Source organism: Enterovibrio litoreus (assembly GCF_045679545.1).
Classification (GTDB): domain Bacteria; phylum Pseudomonadota; class Gammaproteobacteria; order Enterobacterales; family Vibrionaceae; genus Enterovibrio.
In genome coordinates this window covers 1,079,857-1,096,721 of record NZ_CP166194.1, presented here as the reverse complement: position 1 = coordinate 1,096,721, position 16,865 = coordinate 1,079,857, and the positions used below count along the sequence as shown (strand labels likewise).

Genomic DNA, 16,865 nt, shown 5'->3' with positions numbered 1-16,865 from the left:
CTTGTACTCCAATAGGGTTATCGCTTTCTACCTTCCGCTCGGGGAGAGGCGTTTACTCCATAAAACTCGGGTCGAGTCGCCATGCTTTGCGCAATAAAGAAGGCCACGCCTTTTGACCTCCCGTCGCGCCGGAATGCACCACGTTGGCTTGAGCGAAGATATTATCTTGAATTGATTTGGGCACCGCGATGGTGTCTTTGCCTGCTGCCTGCAACATCAACTGCACCTCACAAGCACGTTGCATATCATAGAAACGCATAAAGGCATCACCCACCGTTGGCCCAAGCGTTAAACCGCCGTGATTAACCAAAAGCATGTGATTGGTACTACCAAGGTCACTTTGAAGACGCTTACGCTCCGCATCATTGACTGCAAGCCCTTCATAGCCGTGATAAGACAATGAAGGAAGTGAAAACATCGAATATTGGCTGAGTGACTGCAAGCCTTCCTTTTGTGTCGCTACCGCGATGGTTTCGTTAGTGTGAAGATGAATAACGCAATGGGCATCGTGTCGCACTTCGTGAATAGCACTGTGAATCGTGAACCCCGCAGGGTTAATAGTAAACGGCGAGTCATCGAGAATATTGCCGTCTAAATCCACCTTCACAAGATTCGAGGCGGTCACTTCATCAAAAGCAACACCGAAAGCATTCACTAAGTAGGTATCAGTATCAGGAATGCGAAGAGAAAGGTGAGTATAAATCAGGTCATCCCATCCCATATGAGCGACCAATCGATAGCAAGCAGCTAGATCAACACGGCGTTGCCACTCCATGTCGCTAACTTTCCCTTTTAAATCCAATTTGGGTAAAGCGTCCACAATCTCTTCCTTTTGATAGTTGTTGCTTCTGTCAGCTTGTCTCATTTCCCGACCCATCGCAAACACGATACCGAAAAATGTGCGCATTTTTGAAACTCTAATGTGGCTGTTGTATGTGTACAACTCAATTCCGCGTCGAAAAATGGATATACCACCAACAAATACCTCAACACACTGTTGTTTGATTAATTTTCCCCAGCAGAATTCAATAAACCCTGTATTTCAACCTCAAGGTGGATCCTCTAATGGGGATAAAAGTGTTGATTAACACACTTATCCACAGATTTTGTGGGTAACCTTTGCGAAAGCAATCACTAAAAGCACTTAGGAATGTCAATGTATTTTTGAATGAATCCTTCCTTAATCGACCGATCCCACAACAAAAACACCAATGAGAGGTGCATCACAAAGTTTTTAAACCTATAGAAAGCGACAACCCACTCAATATGGAAACCCTAAGCGCGTCGGCAATCCATGCACTGATTGTTTTTTGACCAATCTAAGTCATGTGCTTTTCTTTACCTTTGAATGCAGTAAGGCTGAAAAAATAAAACCCCTTGCCAACGCCATTAGAAAATTTGTTAAACCATCACTGATCCAAGCCTAAGTTTGATGCATATTTACCCGACAGAACAAAAAAGCAGCCAACTTTGATCGCGCATTAAACAGATGATTTAAAATCGTCATTTTCTAGTGTTTGAGAGGTTGACAGCCCAACAGACGATAGCTAAGATTCGCCCCGCTTTGAGAGATTCCCCCTTAGTTCAGTCGGTAGAACGGCGGACTGTTAATCCGTATGTCGCAAGTTCAAGTCTTGCAGGGGGAGCCAAATTTCTAATGTCTTGTCGAATGATGAGATGTTATTGGGCTGGGATGATCGCTTCGCGATTTGTCGCAAGCCTAGGCGGCCCCGTTAAGTCTTGCAGGGGGAGCCAAATTTCTAATGTCTTGTCGATTGATGAGATGTTATTAGGCTGGGATAATCGCTTCGCGATTTGTCGCAAGCCTAGGCGGCCCCGTTAAGTCTTGCAGGGGGAGCCAAATTTCTAATGTCTTGTCGATTGATGAGGTGTTATTAGGCTGGGATAATCGCTTCACGATTTGTCGCAAGCCGCAAAAATCTGTTCCCCCTTAGTTCAGTCGGTAGAACGGCGGACTGTTAATCCGTATGTCGCAAGTTCAAGTCTTGCAGGGGGAGCCACTTTCTAATGTCTTGTCATAATGATGAGGTGTTATTAGGTTGGGATAATCGCTTCGCGATTTGTCGCAAGCCTAGGCGGCCCCGTTAAGTCTTGCAGGGGGAGCCACTTTCTAATGTCTTGTCATAATGATGAGGTGTTATTAGGCTGGGATAATCGCTTCGCGATTTGTCACAAGCCGCAAAAATCTGTTCCCCCTTAGTTCAGTCGGTAGAACGGCGGACTGTTAATCCGTATGTCGCAAGTTCAAGTCTTGCAGGGGGAGCCACTTTCTAATGCCTTGTCAAATGATGAGGTGTTATTAGGTTGGGATAATCGCTTCGCGATTTGTCGCAAGCCTAGGCGGCCCCGTTAAGTCTTGCAGGGGGAGCCACTTTCTAATGTCTTGTCGAATGATGAGGTGTTATTAGGCTGGGATAATCGCTTCGCGATTTGTCGCAAGCCGCAAAAATCTGTTCCCCCTTAGTTCAGTCGGTAGAACGGCGGACTGTTAATCCGTATGTCGCAAGTTCAAGTCTTGCAGGGGGAGCCACATTACGAAGGCCTTGTCGAAAGACGAGGCCTTTTTCGTTTCGGAATTTCACTGCGTGATTCGTTGCAAGCCTAGGCTGCGCCAACTAGGCGTCCTCGATAAGTCTTGCAGGAGGAGCCACCTTACGAAGGCCTTAACTAGGCGTCCCCGACGAAAGACGAGGTCTTTTTCGTTTGGGAATTTCACTGCGTGATTTGTTGCAAGCCTAGGCTGCGCCTACTAGGCGTCCTCGATAAGTCTTGCAGGAGGAGCCACCTTACGAAGGCCTTAACTAGGCGTCCCCGACGAAAGACGAGTGTAGTGGTTTAATGATCCCGGACACCATTTAAGGTGGTAAAGTCACCACTAAAGAAAGAGGTGTTCCATGACAAGACAACGTCGTTCATTCTCCGCTGAATTTAAACTGGAAGCAGCCTGTTTGGTACTTGACCAAGGGTATTCAATTGCTGAGGCTAGCCGCTCATTAAACGTCGGTGAAACGGGACTCAGACGCTGGGTCACACAACTTGAACAAGAGCGCGGAGGTAGTACGCCAGTTTCCAAAGCCTTAACGCCAGAGCAGCAGAAAATCCAAGAGTTAGAGGCAAGGATCCATCGACTTGAACGAGAAAAATCCATTCTAAAAAAGGCTACTGCTCTCTTGATGTCGGACGAACTCGAACGTACGCGCTGATAGACCAATTGAGAGAGCAAGAACCGGTAGAATTGGTTTGTGCTGTGTTAGATATTGCTACGTCGACTTACTATGAGCATTGCCAACGGCGCCATGATATTGATGCTGAACGTTTGCATCTTCGTAGCGAGATCAACCGACTGTTTACGCTGAGCAGAAGCTCTGCGGGTAGTCGCACTCTGGTCGACATGATGACTGATCTCGGACATAAGATTGGCCGATTCAAGGTTCGCCGATTGATGAAAGAGGCACAACTCATCAGTAAGCAACCCGGCTCACATAACTATAAGCAAGCCTCGATTGAACGGCTTGATATTCCCAATCAGCTTGATCGTCAGTTCAGTGTCGCAGCCCCAGATCAAGTCTGGTGCGGTGATATTACCTATATATGGGCGGGTCAACGTTGGTGCTATCTTGCCGTTGTCATTGACCTGTATCGCAGACGGGTTGTCGGTTGGGCCATGTCTGACAGTCCTGATGCGGCATTGGTTACAAAAGCGTTGTCGATGGCGTATGAGCAACGAGGAAAACCAAGTGGCGTGATGTTCCATTCGGATCAGGGGTCTCAATACGGCAGCCGCCAGTTTCGACAACACCTGTGGCGGTATCGGATGACACAAAGCATGAGTCGCCGTGGCAACTGTTGGGACAACGCTCCGATGGAAAGGCTATTTAGAAGTCTAAAATCTGAATGGATACCAGCAACAGGCTATGCATCTTTCGCTGAGGCATCCAAAGATATCAGCCATTACCTGATGAGCTATTACAACTGGAAGAGACCGCATAGTTATAACGGTGGTCTTCCACCTGCAAAAGCTGAAAATCGGCCTAATTTACTGTCCGGAATGAGTTGACCACTACAGAGGCCTTTTTCGTTTGGGAATTTCACTGCGTGATTTGTTGCAAGCCTAGGCTGCGCCAACTAGGCGTCCTCGATAAGTCTTGCAGGAGGAGCCACCTTACGAAGGCCTTAACTAGGCGTCCCCGACGAAAGACGAGGCCTTTTTCGTTTGGGTTTTAAAAATCCCCTACCTAACTGTTATTAATCGTTTACTTGCATGTAAAACAAAGGGGCATTTCGCACAAAGATCGTTCATTACTCCCCTTTTGATGAAAAACCCTTCTGCCTATCTGTTGTTATAGCGGCCTCAAACGCCGATAATACAAAGATCTTTATAAATTTTCGAAGAATGGCATGACTGAGTATTTGTTGCTTCTTGTCGGCACTGTCCTTGTGAACAACTTTGTGTTGGTTAAGTTTCTTGGCTTGTGCCCATTTATGGGTGTGTCAAAGAAACTTGAAACCGCAATTGGGATGGGGCTTGCGACCACCTTTGTGCTGACTCTCGCGTCAGTAAGCGCCTATTTGGTCGAAACCTATATATTGGCACCGTTAGGCTTAGAGTATCTGCGTACCCTGAGCTTTATTCTTGTGATCGCCGTTGTTGTGCAATTCACAGAAATGGTCGTACATAAAACCAGCCCAACGCTCTATCGTTTGCTGGGCATTTTCCTGCCTCTCATCACGACCAACTGTGCCGTTCTGGGTGTTGCTCTACTTAACATCAATGAAAGACATAACTTTATTGAGTCGATCATTTATGGCTTTGGTGCTGCCGCTGGCTTCTCATTAGTGTTGATTTTGTTCGCCGCCATGCGTGAACGCATAGCCGCCGCCGATGTGCCTAGCCCATTTCGTGGCGCTTCCATTGCAATGATCACCGCTGGCCTCATGTCGCTGGCATTTATGGGCTTTACTGGTTTGGTGAAACTGTAATGACCGGAATTCTTATCGCGGTACTGGCTATTGCCGTACTTGCCGCTATTTTTGGTATTTTGCTTGGGTTTGCGTCTATTCGCTTCAAAGTAGAAGCCGATCCAATCGTTGAACAGATCGATGCTATTTTGCCGCAAACACAGTGCGGTCAATGTGGTTATCCGGGTTGTCGCCCTTACGCTGAAGCCATTGCCAATGGTGATACCATCAACAAGTGCCCTCCGGGCGGTCAAGCAACGATCGAAAAACTCGCTGATTTGATGGGCGTAGAAGCAACAGAATCTGCGCACGAAGAAGAGAATGTGAAAACCGTTGCCTTCATTATCGAAGACGACTGTATTGGCTGCACCAAATGCATCCAAGCCTGCCCTGTTGATGCCATTATTGGCAGCACAAAAGCCATGCACACCATCATTAAAGATGAGTGCACAGGGTGTGACTTGTGTGTTGCACCTTGCCCGACTGACTGTATTGTAATGATCCCTTTGAAAACAACGCCTGAAACATGGAAATGGCAACTGGAGCAGATCCCCGTTGTCCAGCTCCCGAGCGAGACTGACAAAAACGACGAGGGGGTTAAGCAAGCATGATCGCCCTTATCGAAGAAATAAAGCACGGTCAGGTCTGGGATTTCCACGGTGGTATCCACCCACCAGAAAACAAACGCCAATCGAGTGAATTCAGCATTCTTGCCGCTGAAATCCCAAGCGAGATCGTTTTGCCGCTGAAGCAACACATCGGCACAACAGGTCAGCTGTTAGTGGCTGTTGGCGATAGGGTTTTGAAAGGCCAGCCGTTGACCAAATCGGACATACTGCAATGCTGCCCCGTTCATGCACCAACGTCAGGAGACGTTATCGCCATTGAACCTCGCACCATTGCACACGCTTCAGGTCTATCAGAAACCTGTATCGTGATTCGCCCAGATTTTGAAGATAAATGGGGCGACAAAGTCAGCATGTCTGATTTCCACACAGCCTTGCCAGAAACATTGATCGACCATATACGCATGATGGGCATCGCTGGCATGGGTGGCGCGGGTTTCCCAGCAGCAAGAAAGCTGCAAACCGCGCTCGCTCGCACAGAAGTACTGATTATCAACGGTGCAGAGTGCGAGCCTTACATCACGGCTGATGACCGTTTGATGCAAGAGTACGCAGACGAAATCATCCAAGGCGTTGAAGTGCTTCAACGCATCGTCAGCCCTAAATTGACTGTGCTTGCGCTAGAAGACAATAAGCCAGAAGCGGTAGCCGCACTCAAAGCGGCTATCGTCGGTAAATCTGACATTCTCGTACAGGTCGTGCCGACCAAATATCCGTCCGGCGGTGAAAAGCAATTGATCAAACTGATCACCGGAAAGGAAGTTCCCGCGAAATCTATCCCTGCCGCTATTGGCGTGATGATGCAAAACGTAGGAACTGTCTTCGCGATTAAACGCGCAGTAATAGATGGTGAACCACTGATCGAGCGTGTCGTAACGCTGACAGGCAATACCTTGCGTGAACAGCGAAACCGATGGGCGCTACTGGGTACACCTGTTCGTTTCTTGCTTGAAAAGCATGGCTATCAAGCTGATCAAAAATTGGAACGCCTGATTATTGGCGGCCCAATGATGGGCTATACCGTCCCACATGCAGACGTGCCCGTCACCAAGGTAACCAACTGTGTTTTGGTGCCAAGCCGGCGTGAAATCGCCCCATCCAAGGGTGAGATGGCCTGTATCCGTTGCAGCGCATGTGCCGAGGTTTGCCCTGCGTCTTTGTTGCCACAACAGTTGCAGTGGTATGCCAAAGACCAAGATTTCGACAAGTGCCAAGAGTACGATCTGTTTGACTGTATTGAATGCGGCGCTTGTGCTTATGTCTGCCCCAGCGAAATACCCCTGGTTCAATACTATCGACAAGCAAAAGCTGAAATTCGTACCCGCGATGCAGAAAAAGTGGCAGCCGAACGCGCTCGTGAGCGCTTTGAAGCGAAAAAAGCGCGCATGGAGCGTGAAAAACAGCAGCGCGAGGAACGCCATAAAAAAGCAGCCGAAAATCGCCGTAAAGCCATGGAGAAATCCGGTGACGGAGACGCCATTGCTGCAGCGATTGCGCGCGTGAAAGCCAAGTCTGAGGCAGACAGCGCAGCAACCGCCGTTAAACCTGCTGTCGCCGCAGCGATTGCCAGAGCAAAAGCTAAGCAAGCGGAAGCGGCATCGCAAGGTCAAAGTGAACCTGACAACAGCGAAATGAAACTATTGCGTGAAGAGCGTAAACGTCAGGCGCGTGAACGCAAAGCGCAAATGGAAAGTATTAGCCCCGCAAAAGGCGCTGACGACTCCTCTGCGGATACTGAAAAGAAAGATGCCGTTGCCGCTGCCATTGCTCGCGCTAAAGCGCGCAAGGCCGCACAACAGGCTGACGTTGAAGCACCTGCTCAAGACGCACCTGCAGAAAACGAAACGGATGCTGACATCGATCCAAAGAAAGCTGCCGTTGCCGCTGCCATTGCTCGCGCTAAAGCGCGCAAGGCTGCACAACAGGTTGACGTTGAAGCACCTGCTCAAGACGCACCTGCAGAAAACGAAACGGATGCTGACGTCGATCCAAAGAAAGCCGCCGTTGCCGCTGCCATTGCTCGCGCCAAAGCGCGCAAGGCTGCACAACAGGCTGACGTTGAAGCACCTGCTCAAGACGCACCTGCAGAAAACGAAACGGATGCTGACATCGATCCAAAGAAAGCTGCCGTTGCCGCTGCCATTGCTCGCGCTAAAGCGCGCAAGGCTGCACAACAGGTTGACGTTGAAGCACCTGCTCAAGACGCACCTGCAGAAAACGAAACGGATGCTGACGTCGATCCAAAGAAAGCCGCCGTTGCCGCTGCCATTGCTCGCGCCAAAGCGCGCAAGGCTGCACAACAGGCTGACGTTGAAGCACCTGCTCAAGACGCAGCTGCAGAAAACGAAGCGGATGCTGACATCGATCCAAAGAAAGCCGCCGTTGCCGCTGCCATTGCTCGCGCTAAAGCGCGCAAAGCAGCGCAGAACAAAATTAATGACGAGGATGAGTAACCGTGGCCTTTTTTATTGCCAGTAGTCCACATAGCCACAACCGCAAAAGCACCAGCGATATTATGATGATGGTGTTTTTGTGCGCCGTTCCAGGTATCGCAGCACTGTGTTATTTTTTTGGTTGGGGCGTTCTATTTCAAGTTACCATTGCGTCTGTTACCGCTATTCTTGCAGAGGCAGCCATCGTTGCACTTCGTCAACGTCCGGTTAAACGCTATTTACAGGATAATTCGGCGCTACTCACCGGTATGTTGATTGGCGTTTCTATCCCTCCCTTCGCGCCGTGGTGGATTGCGGTCATTGGTAGCTTATTCGCCATTGTTATCGCAAAGCACCTCTATGGCGGGCTGGGGCAAAACCTATTCAATCCAGCCATGGTTGCGTATGTCGTCCTGCTGATCTCGTTCCCTGTTCAAATGACAACTTGGCTTCCACCTTCGTCCCTATTGGCGCAACCGCTTGGTTTCGTAGATAGTGCCTCCAGCATTTTCACAGGCTTAAGCTCCGACGGATTTAGCGTCAATCAATTGCGTGTGGCCATTGATGGCACGACCATGGCAACCCCATTAGATACCGTAAAAACAGCGTTACTCGCCGGAAATACCGTATCCGAAGCGGTGTTAAACCCTGTTTTTGGCACCTTTGCAGGACTTGGTTGGGGCTGGGTGAATGTAGCATTCCTCCTCGGTGGATTAGCGCTGCTAAAGCTGAAAGTGATTCAATGGCAAATCCCAACGGCAATGCTAACCACCTTGTTGGTTTTCAGTTTAATCGGATACGCCATCAGTCCCGACGCTGTCGTATCACCGCTATTACATCTGTTTTCCGGCGCAACCATGTTAGGGGCATTCTTCATTGCCACCGATCCTGTTTCCGCGTCCACCACCCCAAAAGGCCGATTGGTTTTTGGCGCAATGATTGGCGCACTGGTGTATTTGATTCGCACCTTCGGTGGCTTCCCTGATGGCGTCGCATTTGCCGTTTTGATCGCAAACATGTGCGTGCCGTTGATTGACTACTACACCAAGCCGACTGCCTACGGTTACAGGAAGGAAAGCAAATGATCCGCGCAATGCGAAATAACGGAGCGATTCTCGCTCTCGCGGCTTTGCTTTCAACTGGCTTGGTCGCCATAACAAACACACTGACGAAAGACACTATTGCGGAACAAGAACGTCTGCAATTGTTACAAGTGCTGAATCAAGTGATCCCCAAAGATCTTCATAACAACGCCTTGGCACGACAATGTACTCTCGTGACAAATCCCGTTCTAGGAACGGATGCACCGATGCCCGTTTACGTTGCCACTAAAGATGGTAAACCAACCGCTTTAGCCATCGAAGCCATTGCCCCCGATGGCTATAACGGCGCAATCAAAGTATTAGTGGGTATTGATACCAACAATGCCGTACTGGGTGTTCGTGTACTTAAGCACGCAGAAACACCGGGGCTGGGCGACAAGATTGATCTCAACGTGTCTGATTGGGTGCTGTCTTTTAGTGGTAAACCCCTTGAAGGTGCAGACGACAAACGTTGGGCCGTTTACAAAGATGGCGGTCAGTTTGATCAATTCACTGGGGCGACTATTACACCTCGCGCCGTGGTTAACGCAGCGAGAAAGGCTGCGTGGTATGCCATGCAAAACATAGACACCATTGCTCGTCAGCCGCTTGATTGTGGAGATGCATCATGAGTCAAAACCGCGAACTAATGAAAAATGGATTATGGCTAAACAACCCAGCCATCGTTCAACTGCTTGGGCTTTGTCCCCTGCTGGCCGTTTCTGCCACTGTCACCAATGCACTGGGGCTGGGAATTGCCACATTGTTGGTTATGGTCGGCTCGAACCTTATCGTCTCCTTAGTGCGCGAATGGGTACCCAAAGAAGTCCGTATTCCTATCTTCGTGATGATTATTGCCTCCTTGGTAACTTGCGTTCAACTACTCATGAACGCCTACGCTTTCGGCCTATATCAGTCGCTGGGTATCTTTATTCCCCTCATCGTCACCAACTGCATCATCATTGGTCGCGCAGAAGCTTTTGCATCAAAAAATGCGCCCCTCCCTTCGGTGCTAGATGGTTTCTGGATGGGCATGGGCATGACTGCTGCCCTCGTTGTTTTAGGTGCAATCCGCGAGCTAATGGGCAATGGCACTTTGTTTGACGGTGCAGACCGTCTCCTTGGCAATTGGGCTGCAGGGCTTCGTATTGAAGTGTTCCACTTTGACAGTCCTTTCTTGCTCGCCATGTTGCCGCCAGGTGCATTTTTAACCGTTGGCTTCTTGATCGCGGCAAAGAATGTGATTGATGCTAGACAAGAAAAGAAACAACCCAAAGAGAAAGCCGTTATCGAGCGCGTACGTATTACGTCTGCCGACTAACAACCCAATTTCATCGGATGAAGAATGAATAACCAAAAACGTGTTGAGATACTGGAACGCCTTCGCGCAGAAAACCCGCATCCAGAAACAGAATTAAAATGGCGTTCGCCGTTTGAACTTTTGATTGCCGTCTTACTCTCGGCGCAAGCGACGGATGTGAGTGTAAATAAGGCCACGGATAAACTCTATCCCATCGCAAATACCCCTCAGGCGATATTGGATCTGGGCGTCGATGGCGTGAAGGAGTACATCAAGACGATTGGGTTATTCAATTCCAAAGCTGAAAACGTCATCAAAACCTGCAAGATTTTGGTCGAGCAACACGGTGGCGAAATCCCTGAGAATCGCGAAGCGCTTGAGGCGCTTCCAGGTGTAGGTCGAAAAACGGCAAACGTAGTGCTTAATACTGCATTTGGTTGGCCAACCATTGCGGTAGATACCCATATTTTCCGAGTGTCCAACCGAACCAAATTTGCTATGGGTAAGAATGTCGACCAAGTAGAAGAAAAACTACTCAAGGTTGTACCAAAAGAGTTCAAAGTCGATGTACATCATTGGCTTATTCTGCATGGTCGTTATACCTGCGTAGCCCGAAAGCCACGCTGTGGCAGCTGCATCATTGAAGATTTATGTGAATTCAAGGACAAGGTTTATCCCGACGAATAACATCGTTAGAAAACCAATGTACACATCGATATTTACAGCGCACAAGACAGATTCAGATGCTATTCAAGACAAATCAAGCTGATACACTGGCGCCGCATTTAATTTAAAGGAGAGCAACATGAGCAACGGTCGTATTCTTCATACCATGATCCGCGTTGGCGATTTGGATCGTTCGATCGCTTTCTACACCGACGTCATGGGCATGCAACTACTGCGTAAAAATGAAAATGAGCAGTACGAATACACATTGGCTTTCGTTGGATATGGCGATGAGTCAACAGGCGCAGTGATTGAGCTGACCTACAACTGGGGCACTACCGAGTACGAACATGGTTCTGCATTTGGTCATATCGCGATTGGCGTCGATGACATCTACGCAACCTGTGATGCACTGCGTGCTGCAGGCGCAAACATCACGCGCGAGCCAGGCCCAGTAAAAGGCGGTTCAACAGAAATCGCATTCGTCGAAGACCCTGATGGCTACAAAATTGAGCTCATCCAAAACAAAAGTGCATCAGCTGGTCTAGGCGACTAATCTACCGCCATATACCCAAACAACCGCAAGGTGCTGGGTATAATGGGCCATACCACATCGCATGACGGGTGTGGCCCTGCCATCTCCTTCCTGTCTCCCCGCTCTCCGCTATTCCTCCTGTCTCCTTTTCAGTGCATCGCAGGCATCTTCACCATAGCGACAAAGCATCATTTCAATTTCATCATTACGTGATGTAATTCAAACGATTAAATGAAACTGCTCTGCACGATAAATGTTCTGATACGCTCTATTTTATATCTCACTTTTAAGACAATAAAATATGATTGAGCGCCGCTATACGCTTCAGATACATATTGCCGGCATTTTCTTTGTCGTTGTTTCTGTTCTTTCCGTCCTTCTGATCGTATTGAGTTACCAAAACTCAAAGGCGCTAAATCAACAATTGGCGCTCGAGCGAACAGAACAAAATGCAGAGCAGATAAAACAATCATTTCAAAGGCTTGTTGCTCCAGTCACCACATCTTTAGACATGCTGGCGGTATCCAACTTTGGTCAAGAGCCTAGCACTGCCAACAACAGAATGTGGCTAGCAACCATCGATGCCATCATGCAAAAAAACCCCGATGTGTTGTCAATTTATCTTGGCTATCCCGATGAGCAATCCGCGTTTGTGCGTTCAACCACCGCGCCTTTCATGCGCCAACAATTTTCGACACCACAAAACAGCCACATTATGGTGGACGTTAACAAAGCCAACGGTCAACAAGAGCGCACCTACTATGATGCAAACCTTGGCTACATTGGCGGAAATGTAAATAAGATTGATTATTTACCTACCACAAGACCTTGGTACAAAGTGGCACCCAGTGACGGCAGTATTCACATTACTGACCCCTACTTTTATTTCTTTATACAACGCATGGGCATTACCCTCTCGCGTCAACTTGCCAATAATAAAGGCGTCATCGCTGCAGACATTACATTAGCGTCATTATCAAACTTTCTGTCCTCACTCACCGACTCTGCAGATGCACAGCTTCTATTGCTGGATCACAACAAGAACATCATTGCCCACAATGGATTTCTTTCTCACGCTGATGCTGCATCGCCCGATCAACTGCTGTTATCGTTGGCGAGATCACCATTGAATGACCTTTACGCAGCACCTGAGCTAAAAGAACTGACCCGCAATGTCGAGCATACCGACCAAACATGGACGTTAAGCCTTGTTCATATTACTTTCGCTGGCGGAAAAGGGCTGTGGCTTGCAAAAGCTATTCCCGAAGATCAATTGATTGGTAGCGCATTGAATGCACGAAACAATCAGATCGCTATCAGTGCACTGGTACTTTTATTGGGAACGCTAATGGTGCTCTGGGCATCCACTCAAATAGCCAAACCACTAAAAGCATTAGGGGAAGAAACCAAGAAAATCCGTAATTTGGATTTTTCGAATATCACACTGCCAACATCCGCCATTGCAGAAGTGAGAACGCTTTCCGAATCCATCGGTGTCATGGCGGATACCATTAGTGGATTTTTAGACACCTTGCATCGCGTATCAAACAGTTCAAATTTCAATTCGCTGCTCAATGACATTGTCTCGCATTGTCATCACGCATCCGGTGCGGATTTTGTGCTCATGTGGACACGATCAACTGACGATCACACATCATTATCACTCACCGCCCGATACCCTGAAAATGCGAGTGATAAAGCCATTAATATTGCAGAGATACTCACCGAGTCACCTGAAATTTCCAGTGCGCTCGAATGCCAACAATTCTTCAGCTTCACGCCTTCATCCACAGACATCCAGAGAGGCTTATTCCCCGCCGATCTAAAGCGCGTTTGGCTTTTACCGCTGAACAACCGTGAAAGCGAAAGCGTGGGCTATGTATTACTCGGTTTTAACCATCACATCCCTGAACATCAGGAAGAAAAAATTCATTTCATGACGCAGTTTTTAGGCTTCGCATCCTTAATAAAAGAAAACTGGGATCGCGTGGCAGCTCAAAAACACTTGTTCAAATCTTTTGTCGAGCTCATGGCATCTGCGATTGATACCAAATCCCCCTACACTGGCGGACATTGCCAACGTGTACCAGAACTCACGTTTATGTTGGCAGACGCAGCAAGTAAAGATACTAAACACTTCGCAGATTTCACACTGGACGAACAAAGCCAAGAGGCATTGTATTTCGCGGCTTGGCTTCACGATTGTGGCAAAGTGACAACGCCAGAATATGTCGTCGACAAGGCCACCAAGCTTGAAACCATTTACAACCGCATTCATGAAATTCGCACCCGCTTTGAAGTGTTGAAGCGTGATGCAGAAATCAGCTACTGGAAACGGCGCAGTGAGGGAGAAGATGTCACAGCCTTAGATCACTGGCTTCGCGATGAGCACAAAGCATTGGATGACGATTTTGCTTTCATTGCCAAACACAACTTAGGCGACGAGTTTATGGACAGTAAAAATGTCACTCGCCTAGAAGAGATCGCATCAAGAACCTGGTATCGCACCATCGACGACATGCAGGGTTTGTCGTGGGAAGAGGAAGATCGCCGTCAACGCAGAAAAGATCGAACATTGCCTTGCAAAGAGCATGTTCTGTCAAACAAGCTTGAGCACCAAATCCCTTGGCTATCCCAGCAACTCGACACCTTTGAGAACTGGGAGTTCAAGCTGCCCGTTCCCGACCTTCAGTACAATCGCGGCGAATTGCACAACCTGTCTATTCAGCGCGGTACGTTAACCAATGAAGAACGTTTTATTATTAATGACCATATTATTCAGACCATTAAAATGCTAAGAAGACTCCCCTATCCTACACACCTAGAACGCGTGCCAGAGATAGCAGGCGGTCACCACGAGAAACTCGATGGCAAAGGTTACCCCTACGGCTTAGATGAAACCAACCTGTCTGTCGATGCGCGTATAATGGCAATCGCAGATATATTTGAAGCACTCACTGCCAGTGATCGGCCTTATAAAAAAGCCAAAACACTCAGTGAGGCCATGAAGATATTAGCCTTTATGGCAAAAGACAAACACGTCGATCCCAAGCTGTTCCGCTTGTTTATCGAACAGAAAATCTATCTGCGCTATGCGGAAGCTTTCTTGCCACAATCACAACAAGATACCGTTGACGAACAAGCATTACTTGCGATGATTACCCCTAAAGAAAAGACTGAAACCGCCGCCGTAACGTAAATGAGCACTCGACATAGTCGCGCTCAATATGCAAAAAGCCCCGACGTTTTCACGCGGGGCTTTCAGTATGAATTTAACATTGCCACAAGTTAGATAATGGAACGCCCCAGCGAGATAACAACACGACGGTTCTTATTTCGACCAATTGGACTATCGTTATCTGCAATCGGCCTGCGCTCACCAAATGCCTCGACTTGAATACGATCTTTTGGCAAGCCCAACGACATGAAATATTCTTCCAGATTCTTGGCTCTGACTTCAGACATACGCTGATTCGCCGCCTTTGCGCCACGACCATCGGTATATGTGGCCATCAACACCAAGTCGATATCTGGGCTGTATCGAACAAATTCAGCGATTTGTGCCAATTTTGCCATCGACGGCTTATTCAACTCATCGCCGTTATCATTGTAATGAAGCACCGTAAATGCAATGTCTTCAAACGAATACGGTAATAAGCGAGCAATACAGCGACTAAATTCGTTATAAGGTTGCTGGAAAGATACTGCGGATAGCGCAACGTCTACACGTTTCCCGCGACTTTGCCATTCCTGAAAACTAAAAGTTGGAAAGCGCCCACCTTCTAACTCTGCCAGCATTCCCCAAGCAGTCTGGCCATCAACATATCCGTCAAACTGCTTAAAAAAGCGAAGACGGTCGATATACTCAGCGGCTTCACCAGGCCGCCAAACCGCAGGCATGGATACCAAAGAGACATTTTCTGTTTGTCCCATTGGGCGACGCATTTCAAGCTCAAAGTCCAGATTGATCTTCTTGCTCGCGCGCGAAGTAAATGTCGCCATCCCATAATTTGGGATCATATGTTCTATTCGGCATTCAATCGGCGTATCAACGGTGACTTGCCATTGGGACTCAAGTGGCTTCGCACCATAGAATTTGCTCGCATTAACCGACAGCGGCAACATGCTTGCAGCAATGAAAAATGTCAGCAGTGGAGAGGTATTTTCTCTCTTCATGGCAGGGCAGTTTCCTGTTTCTCGTGGTGACTGATAGAGGAATGGTGCTGTTTACCATATCGGTAAGTGACGCCATATCTTTAGGGTTTATTTTAATCCGGAGAGCCCAAAGTAGAAATGAAAATACCCCGCGCTTCTGCCATAATGCTCGCCTGATTTTTATTAGTTGCAAGAGACATGACTCAAGAAACCAACCTTAACACGCTAAGAGCACGATTCCGCGGATACTTTCCTGTCGTTATCGACGTCGAAACCGCTGGGTTTAACTCAAACACAGACGCTTTACTTGAAATCTGTGCAGTAACCTTAAAAATGGACGACGATGGTTGGCTGTCTCCTGATAAAACAATTCATTTTCATGTTACTCCTTTCGAAGGCGCAAACCTTGTCAAAGAAGCGCTTGAGTTCAATGGCATTCGTGACCCCTTCAGCCCGCTTCGCGGCGCGGTTAGCGAAGAGCATGCGCTAAAGGAAATCTTTAAGCTCGTCCGCAAAGAACAGAAAGCCTCTGGGTGTCAGCGTTCAATCATCGTTGCGCACAACGCGAACTTCGATCACAGCTTCGTGATGGAAGCCTCTAGACGCTCTCTCCTTAAACGCAACCCATTCCACCCGTTTGCAACTTTCGATACAGCAGCATTAAGTGGGTTGGCACTCGGTCAAACAGTGCTCGCAAAAGCGTGTAAAACCGCAGGTGTTGCCTTTGACAACCGCGAAGCGCATTCAGCGCTTTATGATACAGAGCGCACCGCAGAGCTGTTTTGTGAGATTGTTAACAGATGGAAGAAATTAGGCGGCTGGCCTGTTTTTGAAGTCGAAGCAGAATCCGAACAAGCCACTGATGAACAAATAGATTAGACATCAACAAACAAATGGCGGAACCGCTTAAAATATAAGGCAGGCCGCCATCCCTGCAAAAAATTCAAACAAAAAATTCAAACAAAAGTTTGAATCAATCCAAAATCCTCTCAATATTCTGATTAGATCTCGCGCAAACTATTGATAACAAACCAGCTACATTTTCAATCTTGTGCCTATACTCTTTTTGACTAACTCGCTCAATCATTT

13 protein-coding genes and 4 tRNA genes are annotated in these 16,865 nt (G+C 48.0%); 15 read left to right on the top strand and 2 right to left on the bottom strand.

Annotated elements, in window-relative coordinates:
- Positions 1–52: 52 nt before the first annotated feature.
- Positions 53–820, bottom strand: coding sequence for a class II aldolase/adducin family protein (locus AB8599_RS04815; protein WP_407333179.1), 768 nt, complete (start codon positions 818–820; stop codon positions 53–55).
- Between the two features lie 753 nt (positions 821–1,573).
- On the opposite strand from AB8599_RS04815, the gene AB8599_RS04810 reads away from it, so the two are divergent.
- The 14 genes from AB8599_RS04810 to AB8599_RS04745 all read left to right on the top strand — a co-directional run bounded on the left by AB8599_RS04810 (position 1,574) and on the right by AB8599_RS04745 (position 14,820).
- Positions 1,574–1,649: transfer RNA gene (locus tag AB8599_RS04810), tRNA-Asn, on the top strand.
- Positions 1,650–1,945: 296 nt separating this feature from the next.
- Positions 1,946–2,021: transfer RNA gene (locus AB8599_RS04805), tRNA-Asn, on the top strand.
- A 190-nt stretch (positions 2,022–2,211) separates the two neighbouring features.
- Positions 2,212–2,287, top strand: a tRNA-Asn gene (locus tag AB8599_RS04800).
- Between the two features lie 188 nt (positions 2,288–2,475).
- A tRNA-Asn gene (locus tag AB8599_RS04795) sits at positions 2,476–2,551 on the top strand.
- Between the two features lie 364 nt (positions 2,552–2,915).
- Positions 2,916–4,078 (top strand): IS3 family transposase gene (locus tag AB8599_RS04790; protein ID WP_407332108.1). Its coding sequence is split into 2 segments (ribosomal slippage): positions 2,916–3,171 and positions 3,171–4,078, totalling 1,164 coding nucleotides; the frame shifts between segments, so codons are not numbered across the junction.
- 341 nt (positions 4,079–4,419) lie between these two features.
- Entirely contained in the window at positions 4,420–5,001 is a 582-nt protein-coding gene (gene rsxA, locus AB8599_RS04785) for an electron transport complex subunit RsxA (RefSeq protein ID WP_016958374.1), read from the top strand.
- Positions 5,001–5,591, top strand: a complete 591-nt coding sequence (gene rsxB, locus AB8599_RS04780) for an electron transport complex subunit RsxB (RefSeq protein ID WP_407332641.1) — start codon at positions 5,001–5,003, stop codon at positions 5,589–5,591. Before rsxA ends, rsxB begins: the two co-directional genes overlap by 1 nt.
- On the top strand, positions 5,588–8,059 hold the full coding sequence (gene rsxC / locus AB8599_RS04775; protein WP_407332640.1) for an electron transport complex subunit RsxC: 2,472 nt from the start codon (positions 5,588–5,590) through the stop codon (positions 8,057–8,059). Before rsxB ends, rsxC begins: the two co-directional genes overlap by 4 nt.
- Positions 8,060–8,061: 2 nt before the next feature.
- Positions 8,062–9,123 (top strand): electron transport complex subunit RsxD, encoded by a 1,062-nt coding sequence (gene rsxD / locus AB8599_RS04770; protein ID WP_407332639.1) that lies wholly within the window; start codon positions 8,062–8,064, stop codon positions 9,121–9,123.
- Positions 9,120–9,752, top strand: a complete 633-nt coding sequence (rsxG, locus tag AB8599_RS04765; protein ID WP_407332638.1) for an electron transport complex subunit RsxG — start codon at positions 9,120–9,122, stop codon at positions 9,750–9,752. Before rsxD ends, rsxG begins: the two co-directional genes overlap by 4 nt.
- Positions 9,749–10,441, top strand: a complete 693-nt coding sequence (locus tag AB8599_RS04760; protein WP_407332637.1) for an electron transport complex subunit E — start codon at positions 9,749–9,751, stop codon at positions 10,439–10,441. Before rsxG ends, AB8599_RS04760 begins: the two co-directional genes overlap by 4 nt.
- Before the next feature lie 24 nt (positions 10,442–10,465).
- Entirely contained in the window at positions 10,466–11,107 is a 642-nt protein-coding gene (gene nth / locus AB8599_RS04755) for an endonuclease III (RefSeq protein WP_407332636.1), read from the top strand.
- A 118-nt stretch (positions 11,108–11,225) separates the two neighbouring features.
- Positions 11,226–11,642 carry a lactoylglutathione lyase gene (gene gloA, locus AB8599_RS04750; protein ID WP_017006688.1) on the top strand — a complete coding sequence of 139 codons (417 nt, stop codon included), beginning with the start codon at positions 11,226–11,228 and terminating at the stop codon, positions 11,640–11,642.
- A 280-nt stretch (positions 11,643–11,922) separates the two neighbouring features.
- Complete coding sequence (locus AB8599_RS04745) at positions 11,923–14,820, top strand: HD domain-containing phosphohydrolase (protein WP_407332635.1); 2,898 nt, start codon at positions 11,923–11,925, stop codon at positions 14,818–14,820.
- An 89-nt stretch (positions 14,821–14,909) separates the two neighbouring features.
- Here AB8599_RS04745 and motY read toward each other — a convergent pair whose 3' ends face one another.
- Positions 14,910–15,746 (bottom strand): flagellar protein MotY, encoded by an 837-nt coding sequence (motY, locus tag AB8599_RS04740; RefSeq protein ID WP_407333178.1) that lies wholly within the window; start codon positions 15,744–15,746, stop codon positions 14,910–14,912.
- A 228-nt stretch (positions 15,747–15,974) separates the two neighbouring features.
- Between motY and rnt the strand changes: the two genes are divergently transcribed.
- On the top strand, positions 15,975–16,655 hold the full coding sequence (gene rnt / locus AB8599_RS04735; protein ID WP_407332634.1) for a ribonuclease T: 681 nt from the start codon (positions 15,975–15,977) through the stop codon (positions 16,653–16,655).
- Positions 16,656–16,865: the final 210 nt, after the last annotated feature.